Origin of the sequence: Kosakonia sp. WA-90 (genome assembly GCF_039871955.1) — a bacterium.
GTDB classification, from domain to species: domain Bacteria; phylum Pseudomonadota; class Gammaproteobacteria; order Enterobacterales; family Enterobacteriaceae; genus Kosakonia; species Kosakonia oryzendophytica.
Map to the genome: position 1 here is coordinate 1 of NZ_JBDPLJ010000007.1, position 15,224 is coordinate 15,224.

Genomic DNA, 15,224 nt, shown 5'->3' on the forward strand with positions numbered 1-15,224 from the left:
GAATTATCTGACGCCAGCGGAGTTTGCAGCAGGCTGGCGAAATGGAAAAAACGAAGATAAACAAACCGATATTACTAACTGATTATTGTGGTTAATACTGGGGGCAGGTCAACGGAAATTCCTCATCTCGGTAATTTCCATGCGAGGTTTAGTTACTCGCCACCCGCCATTACCATCATTGGCCTTAGTATCAGGATATTTAAAATGCCCTTCATCAGTCTCAAAGACTGGTTGCACCTCTATATGGAAAGAGTCAAAAATGATCTGCACAACTAATCTATCAACCTTGATCTCTTGCTGGGGAAAGGATAGTTTTAATGCTTCTTTTACATCGCGAAGCAAACGGCGCTGTGGATTAATTCCGGATTGGTAATCTCCCCACAATCTCGCGGGCATAATATACAGCATATCCAAGTCTGATGTTTTACTAACCGCCGTTCGACGACCTGCTGAACCGACTTTCAATCGATTGTTGTATCCATTCGCTGCCCCCCGGAACTCGATGTTAAGTCTTCTTGTGGCATTTTTATAATGTGTCGCAATTGCCTGCATACGTTCGTCTGAAATTTTCAAATTGTTCAAAAAAATTCGAAACATCTCTGCTGTTTGCATCTGACTATCCTTAACCTGTCCACGGATTACACAATCCACTGATAGTAATGATTAATCTTTGTTGTCTACGCCTGCTTCATTACTTTCGCCCAATCAGCCTTCTTGATGCCTCCTTGGGCTAAGGTACACGGAGGTTAATTTTAATACGACAGGTATGTTTTTCATACTTTTTCAGACGGTTATATGATCTGTACTTAAAAACTTTTTGATATCAACAATCCATAACTTCCTGATACCAGTTCATATCTAACGAACTGGTGTCATGATGTAGGTATTCCTGAAATCCACACTATTCTCTTTTAGAAATCCACTGGCATATGGTCACCCTAAAAGCGACCGCACTTCACGCATGACGGTCCCTGTGAGCCAGCAACCGACCGCCTACGGCCGGAACGGACAATAGGTAACACTGTGCTTTGGAAGGTAGAACAAAGAGTAGCGTAAGTTAATTCCTAACAGGACTTTATTAGCTTCTTTTTAGTTCTTTAGGCAGGAATGTATCTATTTCTTCGTCAGAAAATGTCAGGTCCTCTTTTGTTTTTAATGCATCTTGAGCTTTCTTATAAGCATCGAATGTTGTGCTGGGTGAACCTGAATAAACTGAGTGCAAATTCTCAAGTAAAGAATCTCGTTCTGATTGTAATTGCTCTATTGGCTTTTCCTCCATTGCTAAGTCTGTAAGTAGTGATAAATACCGTTCTCGGATTAACCAGAGCTCATTTGCAGCGTGCTTGTGCTTTTGTGCTAGCTCACCAAGATCATAGTTTTTTGTATAAGCATTAAGTATAAGAAGCAGTGTTGAAACAATAATGCCAACACCTGTACCTATTTCACCTGCGCCGAAAAAAGTGGCCACAAAACCACCAGTGGTTAAGGCGGAAAGAATTATCTGCCATAACTTGATGGCCGATAGCCGCGAGAGAAGAATATCTGAGCATTTTTCATGCGTTTTATGGGAGTAAACTACCCGCCCATAGCACTCTCTGAGCTGTCCTTCTAAAATCTTTCTTGATTCGGGGGTATCATTAGTCTGGGAATGTTGTTCCATAAATCTCTCTCCATCGTTGCTTGGCAGACCATTCACGTTTTGGGGTTGCCGTTTCATGTTCTATTGCTTCGAGTGATATGTTATAGCACCGTTTTGCCTTGTATTGGAAAAGTCCTTTTCCAAAAACATACTGACCACTTCCCGGCGCTTTCCAATACACCTTGTCGCTGTCTTGATCCGCCATCCATTTGAAGAAATCACGACTCATGTAATCGTAGTACAAATAAGATTTATCTCTATAAGCCCAATTTTCAATAAATTGATATGCAAGAGTATCAATTAGTAAACCTCCAATAGGTACATCCCATTTCCGCTTCCAAGCTCTTGCCATTCTACAAAGTTGTACCAAATTTCTGTTGGTAACATCATTTCTTAACTTCATCGCGGAAATTTCCGGTTTTGGATTTGTAACCCTCCACCGTCCCCCGTCATTTGCATCGGGATATGTAAAACTATCATCTTTATTTATGAATGCTGGAACGACTTCAAATGTGATTCCATCGACAAATGGTACAAGGATTACTTGACCATCCCCTCTTATGCTCGTGGATGAATATGTTTTTTCAATAGATTTCTTTACAGATTGAAGCAATGCTGACTGCCCATTCCCTACGTAATTATTGTATTTTACGTACTCCGAATATGGCAGTTGAAATATCATATCCAAATCACTAAAGCCTTGCGTAGCGGTGTTTCGGCCATATGACCCAACGTAAAGGCTATGAGAGGTGTCAGAGGTGGTACTCCAATAATCCGTATTTAAACGCTTAGTTATATTTCTGCATCGCGTTGAAATTGTCCCATCATCTTTTACTATGAGATTGGAGCAAAATCCGCCGAACCACTCAGCTAAACCCATGCCTGATTCCTTTTCTTGAAGATAGTGATAATTCAAAGTCGCATAATCCTGCGTCATATATAACTGCTTGTAGTGAAGCAACTGTAATAACACGCAATTGTTGACTGTCATTCTAGGGGCCCCCGATACGCTATAGCTTGTTATAACGATCGTGTAAGGTTGGTTACCTTGCATTCTACTCTACCAGAATGTCCAATGTCCGCTCCTCGCTCATAGCGGACCTTGCGGCTCTTCAACAGGTCCGCGCTGTGGCAGGAGTGGATATTTATCATCTTGATGACGCCAAAATGTTCAAACCGGTAACTGGCATCTAAAAATGCCCAAAAAGATGATCCAGGAATGCACGTACAGCAGGATTAGCGCGGCGACTTTCATGCCACAGTACCGAAATGTTATGCCGCTCTACGGTAAAGTCCGTCAGCAGAGGGACTAATTTTTTATTCTTTACCCACGAATCAGCCGCAAAGCTCGCTGCCATGCCTATTCCGGCACCGGCAGCCACTGCCGCTACAACGGCTTCACTGACATCAACGATGATCTCAGATGAAGGCACGATGTCGATCTCCTGCTCTCCAACCCGGAACGGCCAGCGAAAAACCTGCCCGGTATTCTGGTAACGCAGATTGACCGTTTTGTGCCCCGTTAGATCATTCGGGTGTTCTGGCGCGGGGTGCCTGGCCAAATATTCAGGCGAGGCATAACAACCTATGTGATAGGGAGAAAGGTGGCGAGACAAAAGAGTTGAATCCGCGAGTTCACCGAGCCGGACGGCAATATCAATATTCTCATCAACGATACTTATCACGTGATCGCTTAACCGTAAGTCAATCTTCACGTTGGGATAAATGGCGCAGAACTGCGGAATAACCGGGGCGATCATATGAATACCGATCGGCAACGATGCCGCTATTCTCAGTGTTCCCGCGGGCTCTGCACGTGCGCGCTTTGCCAGTTGCCCAATCTCTTCAGCATCGCGCAACAACCGTAATGCTCGCTCGTGCAGCTCACGCCCTTCCGCGGTCAAAACCAAAGAGCGTGTGGTGCGGGTAAATAACGTGACCCCGAGCTGATGCTCCAGCCGCTGGATACTCTTACTTACCGCTGAAGGTGAAACGGACAGAGAGCGGGCGGCAGCCGTATAGCTACCGAGAGACCCGGCACGCGCGAATGCAATAAGACCCGTGAGTCTTTCAAAACCAATTTGTTCCTTCATGGCACAATTAAAGCGAAATGGAGCCTGATTATCAATCCATGGGAACGATCTTATTATTTGTCACGTGAATCCTTTTACAGTGAGATGATAATGACTGAGGTAATGAAAGCAGTACAACTGCATGCTTTTGGGGGGCCCGAAAACCTGCTGTATGAAGACGCGCCGAAACCCACTGTGGGAAGCGACGAAGTACTTGTAAAGATATATGCTGCCAGCCTTAATCCCCCCGATTTGTATCTCCGGGACGGCTATCGGGCGCTTCCGCCTGAATGGTGGCCAACCCCCACATTCCCGCTCATCCTGGGAACTGATGTATCCGGCGTCGTTGCAGCCGTCGGTGAAAATGTCTCTGCCTTCAGCCCTGGCGATGAGGTCTATTCCATGGTGCGCTTCCCGGAAGGGATAATGAATGGCAGCGGTGCCTATGCAGACTATGTAAGCATTCCCGCATCACAGGTGGCACTCAAACCCCACGGACTCACACATGTCGAGGCTGCTGGTGCGCCGATGTCGCTTCTTACGGCCTGGCAATTCCTTGTCGAACTGGGTCACGATGCCCCCAATCCATTTCAGCCATTTCAGCACACACCGGTTTCACTGAATGGCCAGACAGTACTGATAAATGGTGCTGGCGGGGGCGTGGGACATCTCGCCGTACAGATAGCGAAGTGGAAAGGGGCGCGGGTTATTGCCGTGGCCTCGTCCCGACATGAAAAACGTCTACGCGACCTGGGTGCGGATGAGTTCATCGATTACACCCTTACAACCGCTGAGACCGCAGTAAAAAATGTCGATCTCGTTCTGGACAGTGTCGGTGGTTCAAATATGGCGCGCTTCCTTGGTTGCATCAAACAGGGTGGCGCATTGTTTCTGGTTAATCCGTTAGGGTTTTCCGGCCAGAATGAGGCCGTTAAAAAAGGGATTACCGTCTCCTCCACACAAGTACGTTCGAGTGGTGCGCAACTCACTGAAGCCGCTCATCTTCTGGAAAAAGGCATTATTCGGGTAGTTATAGATAGTACTTATCCCTTAGCCAGAGCATCAGATGCGCATAAGCGCGCTGCGCAGGGAAGTATTCAGGGCAAAATTGTGCTCACGAACTTTTGATTATCGCGAAACCTGCCATTCATTGAGGTTATATGTGTGGCAGGAAGATGAGGGGTAACATGTTAATTATCCTTGGTTATGTCCATATCCAACCTTCTGTGTTGGGACAATTTATGAATGAGATAGGGTTGCTGGCTGAAAGTGTGCGGAGGCGCGATGGCAACATTTCGTACAACATCGCCGTCGAGGATAGTCTGGCAGGGAAAATACTGATAGCTGAGCGCTGGAAAAATCACGTTGCACTGAGCGCGCACCTTGAATCTGCCGATACTGTGGCCTTTATTGAGCGATGGCAGAATTCAATGACAGGAGACGTTCTGAAATATGACGCAGTTAATGAACGGGGGCTGACGGAGTTGACCTGAGCTCCGTTAATAAAAGAACCAATGAGCGATGTAAAATTTAATGAGAATTAAAAAAACCTCTAACTGATTAAAATTTAAGAAAATGCAATCATATACTGGTGGTGCGAACACGTTACACTTTGTCTGCAGCGTCGGGGACTTTCTGTTCCCGTAAGCGGAGAAGCCGCCGTGAATGACAGCAGAACAAAATCGCTCGCTATGAAGCAGAATATGGACAGGGCCGGTGGTGGCAGCAGCATGCGGCGGCCAATCCGAAAGCTGCCATAGCAGCCACTTTTGGCCGCCACAAACGATGTTTAACGTTGATTCTTCTCCCCCCTACTGACTCTGATCTCGAATATGATCCAATTACTGATTTGCCCAAGAGCCTTCCTTAATAGAGGAAGGCTCCAGTTTCTGCAGTAAATGATTTTGCGGTCTGCATCGTCAGTTGCTCTTAACCCTGTAGCACGCTTCAGTCAGGGCTCAGAGGATTCATAAGACTGAAACTGAAGCTTCCACGATCCTTTCAGTTTTATCCAGCATTCAATAAAGCTTATCCGGATTTGCTCATCCGGTGATGAAATCACGGCGATACCGCTTACCGAAGCTATGTCACCAAGCTCACGGGTGACAACGTCATATTCTTCCCGACGTGTCTGCTGAAAAACAGCAGGATTATCCTGCTTCAGGAGCGTTAATTTGCGCAGCTGATGTTTCTTATAGATCATCTTCTCTCCGTTAGTGGAGAAGAACCAATCAGCCTCAAGATAATCCAGTTGAGCAATATCCAAACAATAGAAAGCGTTATACCATTCTTTACGCATCAGCTGGAGATTTGATCCAATTTTCACAGTATCCTCTTCAGATCCATGTATTCCTGTATTTGCTCACTGAATGACTGATGCGTTTTAATCGCCTCTTCTATACCCGCATTGTAAAACAGGGGCCCAAAGGTTTTTATCACAAACTCCGCAAAAAATTCCGCATCAAATTGCTCCAGCTGGAAATCCAGCTGCTGTTCACAGTATGACTGCAGTTGAGACACGATAAGGTGCTTTTCTTCTTTGCTTAATTTAATTTCTGACATCCCGGGTCCTTATATCAGGGAGGTTAAACTTCACATATCGCTGCTGCATACAGTCTTGAATAATAGCTGACTCCCACAAATCTATATCAATTTCTTTAAGGCACTCTGTGAGCATCATCTGCAAGGATGCATTATCAGAAGCGCTGCTCGAAAAAGCGACAGGTTCGCGGAGTTCAGGATACCGCGCAAGGGAGTCTAAAACCGTTTTAATAACATCAAGTTTGCGCGGCCGGATCACAGGAAAAGAAATGTGAAGGGAGCGCTCCCCTTCTGTACGTACATTATGCCAGTATCCGGCGGGCAAATAGACGGCCTGTCCTGGCTCAATTCTCAGTGTCATCATGGGTTCACCCGCCGGTGGCGTGAAATCGAAACTTTTATCTGACAGCAAGGGATAGGGATGAGTGGGTGCGTGAATATCCCACAATTTAACCCCCTCGATCTGTACGGCGATGACATCATGGTTATCGAAATGGAGACCAAAACTTGGCGTGGATGACCACGCGCAGTAAAGATTCGCTGTCGACCGGCACCGTAACTGAGAACTCAGATAATCAGTCACTTTTCGCACATTTTCAAAATATGCCTGACAGCGATCGATAATAAGGGTACTTCCAGACTGCAGACTTTTGAGAAGATTGTAGCGATTTACATGCGGCGACTTTTCGCCAGTCACGCTGAGCGTGTAAGAAACAAAGCCTCTGTAACCCCGGATGGCAGGGTTACTGTCATTAGCCAGACGAATTCTTGGATAATCCAGAATATCTTTTTCCAGAAGATAATTAATATCATCCCAGCATAATAGCCCAGAAGCATCAACCTTCTCAAAAAGATACGGCTTCTTCTGAAACGCTGTGCGGGTAAATGTTTCAATTTCCTGCTGAGCAATAAATTGCTTGTCCATTTCAGCCTGCCTTTTGTTTAATGCCAGTTAGGTGAATAAGAGCATCTTTTTTAACTTCATATTTTACGGAGTCTGGAAATGCTGCCTGAAGTCCAGGATCGTGAGAAACAATCAGAACGTGGCCGGTTAGTAAATACTCCTTAATCATTTCTATAAGTACTCGTGTGGACTCATGATCGAGTGCAGATGTCGGTTCATCCATGATCAGGAGTTGGGATGATTTTAAAAAAGCTGTAATGATATTTAATTTTTGTAATTCACCACCTGAAAGGTTACGCCCGCCTTCACCAACTGAAAAATCCAGTTCGTAAGGGAAAAAAATCCGTTTTGAAATTACAGCAAATTTTTTCTCATCAAATTCTCCCAAAAAGAAGATAAGGTTATCTCTTAGCGACGCATTAAGAAGAGAAAAAGACTGGGTAACAACGGAAACGCCAGGAGGCGTCGTTCCGTCTGATCCGGCTGACGTTATGTCGGGGGAGAAAATGATAGTTCCTTTATCTGGCCTGTCAATCAAGCTCAATAACCTGACCAGGCTTGTTTTTCCTGTGCCATTTTCACCAAGCAGAAGAACGGGTTTTCCTGAATCAAACTGTATATCCCCGCTCAGGCCAGAAAAAACGGTTTTTCCATCTTTATTTTTGTAGACATCATTGAGCATGATATAAAGTTGGTCAGGGAAATTTCCACATTGTGAACTCATGTCAGCCTTATCTGCATTAATATGTTTGCGAAGAGGAGACAAAGCGTCATTTAATATACGGAAGTCAATCCTGCACCGGTTAATATTACGCCAGAGGACGCCAATGCGATTCAATGGGAGAAAGACCTGAAAGAGAAACGTCGCAAGCATGATAAGGCTTCCGAATGTTATCGCACCGGTATTAAAGGCAATACCGGCCGAAACGAGGACAATAACGCTACCAAAGGAAGAAAGAAGGGTCGTAAAAAAACCAAAGCGAAAAAATTCGTCCCGGACAGAGCGCTGAGAATTATCATAATTAATAACAGCATGACGCATTGTAGCCTGGCTCCGCAAGCCAGAACTATAAATTTTAGAGGAAAGATGAACGGACCCGAGCCCATGGAGAAGACCGTTAATCTTCTTCCTGCTCATTGCTACATTTCGCATTAAAGAGAAACGCTTTTCCGTCAACTTTATAATAAAAATAACATATATTAAGACAACTGAAAGGAACTCCAGAGCTATTGTACTGCCGAGATACCACCAGACAGAAGCAATGATGAAAAGCGTCTGAAATACAACGGGTAAAGTTTCACTCCAGATGGTCCTGACATACGTTCCAATCGAACCCATTGCAGTTTCGTATACGGAGAACAGCTCACTTTTATTGACCGAATCCATATCCTCTGCATAAACAGAATTTATATTTGAATATATTTCAGTACGCAATTCACTTTCCGATTTAATGCAGTACTCATGCACAATTCTTTCAGTAAGCGCATAACTGATAGGCATTAAAATTCTGATTGCGATGAAAAGAGAACAAAAAACAACCACTCCTTCATAGGAGGAAAGCTCCTGTTTATTATCAATGCAATATCGTACAAGAACACCGAATGAGATGAATAAAAATGAAGAAATCACCGTCAGTGATAGCGTCGATATTTGACTTAGCTTATTTTTTTTTAGCAGATTTTTTTCAATGAAATCCATACGATCACCTTTAAAGCCCGCATTAAGCGGGCTGCACTCATGAATTATCTTGAGTTACAAGAGCATCCGGCACCACAACCTTTTCCAGAACAGCCACACCCAGCCTTACCCGTGAGTGATCCCATGATAATTTTCATAACTTCATCTTTAGGCATAGCAAGAATTTCAGAAGTAATCATATTGAATGATTTACTGCTAACTTCACTTGAAACAAGTGGCATCCTTAAAGCATTAAGGCGATCGATACTATAGTTAACGGCATACTCACCGTACCATTTAATAACAGTCTCCTCGCCAAGAAGCTCCTTAATTTTAAGGATTTGGTTATGATAAGCCTGTTGTTTATAAGTCTCAAAATCACTATTCATCGCTGTTATGTGTTTAATTTCACTTCTCAGCATTTCTCGCGTAAACGGGAAGTGATGAAGGAATCCCCCAAGGTATTCTTCACAAAAATGGTGATACCTATCTGTAAAAAGAACGAAGGTATGCCACATCTCATCGATGACCTGCATTTGTTCGTATACTGATATATTAAAACATTCAGTTTGACAGCGGGCGGCAAGATAAAGGAACTTTTTAGTCTCGTAGAATATATCCTCCGCCTCCTCCTGAGTGACATTCCATTCCTTTCTAAATTTAGTGATGAGATCCTCATTTTGGTATGCCAATACCCTGTCGATATCGCTCACATTGAGAGGACCATTATTGATATTACTGCGTAGCGCTTGCTGTAGCATTGTAATCTCCAGTTGCAGGTGAGGGTTATCTGGATTGATTTAATGTAATGCCTAATTGTTTTAGCGAAACGAGATGTGAAAGTTTATAAGTGAAATTTAAATATTTGTGTATATATATTTTCTTGTTATTTTTGAACTTTGAGAGCACATACCGAAAAAACACCCCTTACCTGATTGATTTATAATGCAAAAAATCTCAAACTTTCACACCAATAAGATAAATCTTAAAACTTTTGTGATAATTGTATTTTTCTATTTTTTAATTACGAATTATTAAGCACCTAATTATTTTTTATTTATTTTTAAAATGCAAAATAAATTAGGGAATAGGCACCCACCCTAAAAACACTCAAAGACTCCTATAATTTCCAGTAATTTCTTTGTAGGCGGCATTAAACATAAGTATTAAATGATTTTTAAAAGCAGTAGACGACTGTTCAACCAACACTTTTTTCACTCATCAACAATCATTGATTTAATAAAGGAGCTGGAAAATATTTCTTTAGATTCAGGACGGCCTGGATATATCCACACAAATAGCATTGGTTTAAATGAATATGCATACAATTGTCTATTTCACTGCATTTTAGAGGAATATTAAATATATTATTTCGCAAAAAGAGACTCTCTGAAGCTGCCCTGGTTTAGCCAGACAATCAGGCCAAACTATAGAGCCGGATCGTCTACCGGGTTAGGGTCAGTCCATATGTTAACCTGAGCAAGCTTGCCCTGCAGAGCGCTCGTGTAACCGTAGAAAAAAGACCTGACGCCGATTGCGCCGCTGGAAACGCATCACCACGCGTTTTCCCGATATCGGCTTTATCACTGTCACCTGGCTTCATCATTTCTCTCACTTTAAACAACAACACCTCCCCGTTGTTTCCCTGCCATAAAGACCTGGTTATCATGCTCGCTACGTCCTTATGAAAGGAAGTGCAGGATTTCATGAGATCCAATGAGCAACGTGAAACCTAATGAAAATTAAAAACATCACTCACTCATTAAAATTTAAGAAAATGGACATCATAAGCTGATGAGTACACTCGAGAATTTCGACGCCCACACCCCGATGATGCATTGGTGTTTTATTATTGATTAACATAGATATTTATTGAAATTTAATTAGAACCTACAATTCAACCTATAGTATATGCAAACAGTGCATACGAGATGCCCATAGTTTTCAGGATTTTTGTTCATGGCGCATCGCCAGATACTTACAAGCCCTATAAGACCCCCCTTCCCACTTAATGCCCTACAAAAAAACTTTCTGTGTACAGCATGTAAGCTCTACGAACGTCTGCTGGGTGCCAGTGGCGGACGTTGCTAAATGCGTAGTGTGTTAATCTGAAGGGCGCAGGTCAACCGGGCAGATAGCAAGAACTGAAAGGTTGCCTCTGTGGGGGCAAACATGCACGACTTGCAGTGGTTAAAACTGCTAAAACAGTTTAATCGGAGATGAAAATCAAAGGTAGCAGCATAACTACCATCATCTTGCCCTTTGTCATGTGAAAACGTGAAAACTCGGTAGACTCCGTTCACCGCCACCTCGCCTACACGAGAAAGGCAGCGGTTATTGGTGGATCTGGATACATGGATCGCTTGGGTGGCTCCTGCGAATCACTATTCTGACTTCAAGCTGATACTAATCAAAGGCCACTTATTGTGGCCTTTTCTCAAAATTAGGGATGCCTATGAAAAATGTTCTGGTGTTCTTCAATCGTCAGCCTGTGGTGGTTGTCAGGGTTGTAGATGGCACTACCACAATACTCCGTGAATACCCGAATGGTGAGGAAGCTCACCTTAAGATTATGTATGCGGGAGTTCATTCGCTAACTGGCGATCATACTGAGTTTTGTGTTGCCTCAGACAGAGAGGTTACATCACATGAAATCGTCGAAGCTGCAAACAAACTTTTGAAATAGCTTGAGCTGGTTAATTTCTGAAATTAAAAAAAAGCCCTCTAAGCGAAGGCAATCTTGAGGTACAGCATCGGTTCTTATTTTCAGTTCCCTCAGCTCCCGCTGAAGGTGTGGACTCATCCATAAGTCATTCCCTGGGTCGGGGTGCGCATCCTTTAAGAGCCTCTCCAAGTGTGGTCTACAAACCATTTACAACAAGCGTAAGCGGAAGAATTAATTAAAAAAAGTTTTATTAACGGCAGAGGAATGATTATTACGACATTACAACAGGCATTCACTGTGGGTCTGCGATAATGCCAGGAAAAAATCTGTCAAGCGTCGGCTGTGGCTCGACACCAGAGGTCCTGCGAACGAGGCGACCGACATCGACGGCGTGGGTATTGCAACCAACTCCCGATTTACCGGTGGCGTGAGGGAGGATTCCTGAGCGCACTCATGGAAGATACCCTATGATTTATAAAAGGTTGGGTATGAAAAAGGAGTACATATATGAAACCTGAAGAACTGGAGCGTAAAGCTGAGCAAGAAATTTCTGCTCTTATTACTAAAAAAATCGCTGAGCTACGGAAAAAAAACAGGCAAAGAAGTTTCTGAGATCGAGTTTATACCGAGTGAGACCATATCCGGTCTTGAGGGGTATAAAGTAAAAATAAAGCTTATGTAAAATAAATAGGTCGCTTAGGCGGCCTTTTTTTATTGCTCCCAATTGACCTGATCCCCATTTATTAACACGCGTCATCAACTATGGGATAAATTACGAACTTCTGCTGTTCGTTCTGAGCAGACATGGCTACCCCCTGATCGACTTTTTCGTGCCAAAAGCGGACATCGTTAACGTCGCGATGTGCTAACCAACAGGGAACAGGTCAAAGCTATGTCAGCTGCAGACATCAAATGATAGGCTGCATTAATATACCGATAAAAGCTTCATGATGATGTGGAGTTGGCTATTTTAATACACTTATACCGGAATGCTCCGCTTGATAAGCATCTGTATATGCTTCAATAATTACTTAAGGTTTATCGAGCCTGGGAATAAATAATCTTTGCCGCTACAGAAATGACCTAAATAATTAGAAAAGTGATGTATACTATTTCTTTATAGATTACACTCATAATGTAGTTAAATTTAATCCTTGAGGAATTTTATGTCAGACTTAATCAGCATGCTTAATAACATTCGTTCTCTTCGTACACAAACACGTGACCTTTCACTTGGAGAACTTGAGGCTATCCTGGAAAAATTTAGCACCATTGTTTCCGAAATACGAAACACTACTGCTGCAAAAGCAGAAGAAGAAAGTGGCCGAAAAGCCAAGCTGGAAAACCTTCGACAACTTATGCTCGCAGAAGGTATATACCCGGAAGAATTATTGAAGTTTTCAGAAAATACAAGTAAAAAAAAGTCAACTCGTATTGTAAGGCCCGCTCGATACAAGTATTTAGATGAAAACAATAAGATTAAAACCTGGACGGGCTAGGGGCGCATGCCAAAAACAATAGCTAAACAAATGGCTGAAGGAAAAAAACTTGATGAATTCCTCATTTAAACCTTAAGCTGAGCATTAGGTTTTCTGACAACTACGTCGTGGCGTTTCTCTCGTATTGTTAGATGCTTGCGATTCAGCACAATTATAATCGTTGAATCGCTACGGATAATATCAATACCTCCGAGAGGTTGATAATATCGACGCCCATCGTCTATAACCAGCATTGCTGGTATAAAGAAAAAAAAGCCTGCATTTTAATGCAGGCTATCAAAGGTTTTTACGTACTTTTTTATTTTCTCATCTGATTTATACGGGAAAACATAGTTTCTATAACCGCCAGTACACGATCAAACATGGATTAGAGGAATAAAAAACCTCACGGTTTGCTACAAATACTTTCTGGCAGCATCCAGTATTTCCTGTGATGTCAGTTCCCTGTCTGAAGCTACATGTACAATACCATGCTCTGTAGTCAACGAAGGAAAACCGGCAGACATTATCTGAAGATGTATTTCTTCACCGTTTGGGTACTCCTCGCGGATAGAGGTAATACCTTTAAGAACATTGATAACCTTGCACGGTTCGGCATTAAAAAAAACAATAACTTTTTTCATATGCCACCATAATTTTGTTAACTGGTTGTTCTGGAGATACCTGTGTCCGGATGTAAATATATACGTTCCCGTCATAATGACTTAGTTAAACATCCATGAACGGGCTGTTCCAAAAATTGAGAACATATTTTAGCTGCGCCCAAAAGGCTCTCAACTTCCCATACCCTATTGCAGTGATTTATTCAAATCAATACAACCATCCTAAAAAACTCACTCTTTCAAGGATGATGAGGGATAAAAGAATAATAATACCTGTTATGGGAATGTATTTTAGCAAAAAAACCACGTAAAATCGAAGAAGTGATGCTTGTGGAGGTTGTCTTACCTCTTACGCACTTTAATGTTTTTACAAGCAGTTAGCTTCTGCTTTTAGACTGTTCATGCAGCAGACCTGCACTTCATCACATCGGTAAGCACACTCATACATGAGCAAAAATGTACTAACCTGATGTTAAGAATAATCTGCCCTTCACTACCTTCACTAAATTAACCTATGGATCTGTCTACTCAGGAATGAACCCTCATCGTTGTCGCAGATCCACAAATATTTATTTATCGCAAAGTATTACGTTTGCAGCTGCCGGGCCTTTATCACCCGCGTGTATTGCGAATTCAACTTTCTGGCCTTCAAATAAAGTTTTGAAGTTATCACCGTTAAGCGCAGAAAAATGAACAAAGATATCTTTGCTTCCATCGAGTGGAGAGATGAAACCAAAACCTTTGTCTTCGTTAAACCACTTTACCAGGCCTTTAATTCTTGAGGTCATACTGACTCCCGTTACACATTAGTATTGATAGTAAACGTATAGTATTAAGCGTATGGACTCAAAAGAAGGGGATATCAGCGATAGCGCCTGGTAATGAGGACTGCACGGAAAATGTTTTACGTTCGTTTGTACATCGAACTGATGAGTTCATTAAGGCACGGGGAATTATAATAAGCAAATTATATTTTAGCCGTCCAGAGGGCCGAGAGGATAAATTAAAAGTGGCATTAAATTTATTTCAACGTATAGTTATTATGTGTTTTCAATAAAAGGAATTGACTTGTCCCGTAAAATGACAGGAATTGTCAAAAGTTTTGACAGTCTCAGTGGCAAAGGCCTCATCACCCCTTCAGATGGTCGAAAAGACGTTCTTCTTCACATTTCAGCCGTTAACTCCAGAGAATCAGAATTACTCATTCCAGGGATACGCATCGAATTTTGTCGGATCAACGGTCTCTGTGGTCCGGTGGCTGCAAACATCTATCTTTCCTGAAACAATGTCATCTCTCCCTGTGGTATCCCACTATTGGAAAATTTATATGGGAGGAAAAATTAAATGATTAAATTTCAATCAAACGTGTTACGGTGAAGCTCATTCATTGAAAGGCTACTCATCATGTCTCTCATCGATTACGCAATGAAATTAATTGGTGGCTCATCGACGTCCTCTGTCATCTGCCCGGTTTGCGGCTTACGCTCATCTCAAATTCTCTCCAGAGTTCGCCGCCAACAGACAATGCTGTGCCCGGGTTGTAAGGCGCTGTTTGTCTTACCACACTCAACATGACACTCATCCACGCAGAAATCCGGTGTTCTATACTACTTAGGTTAAATTC

Annotated in this window: 17 protein-coding genes and 1 pseudogene; 7 read left to right on the plus strand and 11 right to left on the minus strand. The window is 42.7% G+C overall.

Features of this window, described 5'->3' with window-relative positions; all coding sequences use genetic code 11:
* Positions 1-108: 108 nt before the first annotated feature.
* The 4 genes from ABGA49_RS13095 to ABGA49_RS13110 all read right to left on the minus strand — a co-directional run bounded on the left by ABGA49_RS13095 (position 109) and on the right by ABGA49_RS13110 (position 3,732).
* The gene (locus ABGA49_RS13095) at positions 109-612 is read right to left on the minus strand and encodes a hypothetical protein (protein WP_347665643.1); all 504 of its coding nucleotides are present in this window, start codon (positions 610-612) and stop codon (positions 109-111) included.
* A 466-nt stretch (positions 613-1,078) separates the two neighbouring features.
* Complete coding sequence (locus tag ABGA49_RS13100) at positions 1,079-1,660, minus strand: SLATT domain-containing protein (RefSeq protein WP_347665644.1); 582 nt, start codon at positions 1,658-1,660, stop codon at positions 1,079-1,081.
* Positions 1,638-2,576 carry a nucleotidyltransferase gene (locus tag ABGA49_RS13105; RefSeq protein ID WP_347665645.1) on the minus strand — a complete coding sequence of 313 codons (939 nt, stop codon included), beginning with the start codon at positions 2,574-2,576 and terminating at the stop codon, positions 1,638-1,640. The genes ABGA49_RS13100 and ABGA49_RS13105 overlap by 23 nt, the downstream gene beginning before the upstream one ends.
* Positions 2,577-2,829: 253 nt before the next feature.
* On the minus strand, positions 2,830-3,732 hold the full coding sequence (locus ABGA49_RS13110; protein ID WP_347665646.1) for a LysR substrate-binding domain-containing protein: 903 nt from the start codon (positions 3,730-3,732) through the stop codon (positions 2,830-2,832).
* Between the two features lie 90 nt (positions 3,733-3,822).
* On the opposite strand from ABGA49_RS13110, the gene ABGA49_RS13115 reads away from it, so the two are divergent.
* Both ABGA49_RS13115 and ABGA49_RS13120 read left to right on the plus strand, forming a co-directional pair.
* On the plus strand, positions 3,823-4,839 hold the full coding sequence (locus ABGA49_RS13115; protein WP_347665647.1) for an NADP-dependent oxidoreductase: 1,017 nt from the start codon (positions 3,823-3,825) through the stop codon (positions 4,837-4,839).
* Positions 4,840-4,898: 59 nt separating this feature from the next.
* A complete protein-coding gene (locus ABGA49_RS13120; protein WP_061499776.1) occupies positions 4,899-5,204 on the plus strand; it encodes an antibiotic biosynthesis monooxygenase in 306 nt (101 codons plus the stop codon).
* Positions 5,205-5,662: 458 nt separating this feature from the next.
* On the opposite strand, the gene ABGA49_RS13125 is transcribed toward ABGA49_RS13120, so the two are convergent.
* Genes ABGA49_RS13125 through ABGA49_RS13145 form a run of 5 tightly spaced genes read right to left on the minus strand, consistent with a single transcriptional unit; the run spans position 5,663 to position 9,595 of the window.
* The gene (locus tag ABGA49_RS13125; RefSeq protein ID WP_245191429.1) at positions 5,663-6,037 is read right to left on the minus strand and encodes a nuclear transport factor 2 family protein; all 375 of its coding nucleotides are present in this window, start codon (positions 6,035-6,037) and stop codon (positions 5,663-5,665) included.
* The gene (locus tag ABGA49_RS13130; protein ID WP_061493369.1) at positions 6,034-6,273 is read right to left on the minus strand and encodes a DUF2164 family protein; all 240 of its coding nucleotides are present in this window, start codon (positions 6,271-6,273) and stop codon (positions 6,034-6,036) included. The genes ABGA49_RS13125 and ABGA49_RS13130 overlap by 4 nt, the downstream gene beginning before the upstream one ends.
* Positions 6,260-7,177 carry a cupin domain-containing protein gene (locus ABGA49_RS13135; protein WP_347665648.1) on the minus strand — a complete coding sequence of 306 codons (918 nt, stop codon included), beginning with the start codon at positions 7,175-7,177 and terminating at the stop codon, positions 6,260-6,262. The genes ABGA49_RS13130 and ABGA49_RS13135 overlap by 14 nt, the downstream gene beginning before the upstream one ends.
* Before the next feature lies 1 nt (position 7,178).
* Positions 7,179-8,855 (minus strand): ABC transporter ATP-binding protein, encoded by a 1,677-nt coding sequence (locus ABGA49_RS13140; RefSeq protein WP_061493367.1) that lies wholly within the window; start codon positions 8,853-8,855, stop codon positions 7,179-7,181.
* Between the two features lie 44 nt (positions 8,856-8,899).
* The gene (locus ABGA49_RS13145) at positions 8,900-9,595 is read right to left on the minus strand and encodes a hypothetical protein (RefSeq protein WP_061493366.1); all 696 of its coding nucleotides are present in this window, start codon (positions 9,593-9,595) and stop codon (positions 8,900-8,902) included.
* A 1,694-nt stretch (positions 9,596-11,289) separates the two neighbouring features.
* On the opposite strand from ABGA49_RS13145, the gene ABGA49_RS13150 reads away from it, so the two are divergent.
* The 3 genes and pseudogenes from ABGA49_RS13150 (at position 11,290) to ABGA49_RS13160 (ending at position 12,998) form a co-directional block, all read left to right on the plus strand.
* A complete protein-coding gene (locus tag ABGA49_RS13150) occupies positions 11,290-11,520 on the plus strand; it encodes a hypothetical protein (protein WP_085007568.1) in 231 nt (76 codons plus the stop codon).
* A gap of 486 nt (positions 11,521-12,006) precedes the next feature.
* A pseudogene (locus ABGA49_RS13155) lies at positions 12,007-12,181 on the plus strand (addiction module toxin, GnsA/GnsB family).
* 484 nt (positions 12,182-12,665) lie between these two features.
* Positions 12,666-12,998: an H-NS family nucleoid-associated regulatory protein gene (locus tag ABGA49_RS13160; protein ID WP_233500420.1), complete on the plus strand. Its 333-nt coding sequence runs from the start codon at positions 12,666-12,668 to the stop codon at positions 12,996-12,998.
* A gap of 395 nt (positions 12,999-13,393) precedes the next feature.
* Here ABGA49_RS13160 and ABGA49_RS13165 read toward each other — a convergent pair whose 3' ends face one another.
* Complete coding sequence (locus ABGA49_RS13165; RefSeq protein WP_045511129.1) at positions 13,394-13,621, minus strand: hypothetical protein; 228 nt, start codon at positions 13,619-13,621, stop codon at positions 13,394-13,396.
* A 548-nt stretch (positions 13,622-14,169) separates the two neighbouring features.
* Entirely contained in the window at positions 14,170-14,388 is a 219-nt protein-coding gene (locus tag ABGA49_RS13170) for a cold-shock protein (protein WP_041852353.1), read from the minus strand.
* Positions 14,389-14,668: 280 nt separating this feature from the next.
* On the opposite strand from ABGA49_RS13170, the gene cspF reads away from it, so the two are divergent.
* Both cspF and ABGA49_RS13180 read left to right on the plus strand, forming a co-directional pair.
* Complete coding sequence (gene cspF, locus ABGA49_RS13175) at positions 14,669-14,881, plus strand: cold shock-like protein CspF (protein ID WP_072051671.1); 213 nt, start codon at positions 14,669-14,671, stop codon at positions 14,879-14,881.
* A 123-nt stretch (positions 14,882-15,004) separates the two neighbouring features.
* Positions 15,005-15,175, plus strand: coding sequence for a transposase (locus tag ABGA49_RS13180; RefSeq protein ID WP_255419539.1), 171 nt, complete (start codon positions 15,005-15,007; stop codon positions 15,173-15,175).
* Positions 15,176-15,224 lie beyond the last annotated feature (49 nt).

Bases quoted from the DNA above. Each gene is read 5' to 3' on its own strand.
- ABGA49_RS13165 (WP_045511129.1), bottom strand. From the start codon at position 13,621: ATGAAAAAAGTTATTGTTTTTTTTAATGCCGAACCGTGCAAGGTTATC.
- ABGA49_RS13140 (WP_061493367.1), bottom strand. From the start codon at position 8,855: ATGGATTTCATTGAAAAAAATCTGCTAAAAAAAAATAAGCTAAGTCAA.
- ABGA49_RS13145 (WP_061493366.1), bottom strand. From the start codon at position 9,595: ATGCTACAGCAAGCGCTACGCAGTAATATCAATAATGGTCCTCTCAAT.
- ABGA49_RS13135 (WP_347665648.1), bottom strand. From the start codon at position 7,177: ATGGACAAGCAATTTATTGCTCAGCAGGAAATTGAAACATTTACCCGC.
- ABGA49_RS13115 (WP_347665647.1), top strand. From the start codon at position 3,823: ATGACTGAGGTAATGAAAGCAGTACAACTGCATGCTTTTGGGGGGCCC.
- ABGA49_RS13180 (WP_255419539.1), top strand. From the start codon at position 15,005: ATGTCTCTCATCGATTACGCAATGAAATTAATTGGTGGCTCATCGACG.
- ABGA49_RS13130 (WP_061493369.1), bottom strand. From the start codon at position 6,273: ATGTCAGAAATTAAATTAAGCAAAGAAGAAAAGCACCTTATCGTGTCT.
- ABGA49_RS13170 (WP_041852353.1), bottom strand. From the start codon at position 14,388: ATGACCTCAAGAATTAAAGGCCTGGTAAAGTGGTTTAACGAAGACAAA.
- ABGA49_RS13160 (WP_233500420.1), top strand. From the start codon at position 12,666: ATGTCAGACTTAATCAGCATGCTTAATAACATTCGTTCTCTTCGTACA.
- ABGA49_RS13110 (WP_347665646.1), bottom strand. From the start codon at position 3,732: ATGAAGGAACAAATTGGTTTTGAAAGACTCACGGGTCTTATTGCATTC.
- ABGA49_RS13150 (WP_085007568.1), top strand. From the start codon at position 11,290: ATGAAAAATGTTCTGGTGTTCTTCAATCGTCAGCCTGTGGTGGTTGTC.
- ABGA49_RS13120 (WP_061499776.1), top strand. From the start codon at position 4,899: ATGTTAATTATCCTTGGTTATGTCCATATCCAACCTTCTGTGTTGGGA.
- ABGA49_RS13095 (WP_347665643.1), bottom strand. From the start codon at position 612: ATGCAAACAGCAGAGATGTTTCGAATTTTTTTGAACAATTTGAAAATT.
- ABGA49_RS13100 (WP_347665644.1), bottom strand. From the start codon at position 1,660: ATGGAACAACATTCCCAGACTAATGATACCCCCGAATCAAGAAAGATT.
- ABGA49_RS13105 (WP_347665645.1), bottom strand. From the start codon at position 2,576: ATGACGCAGGATTATGCGACTTTGAATTATCACTATCTTCAAGAAAAG.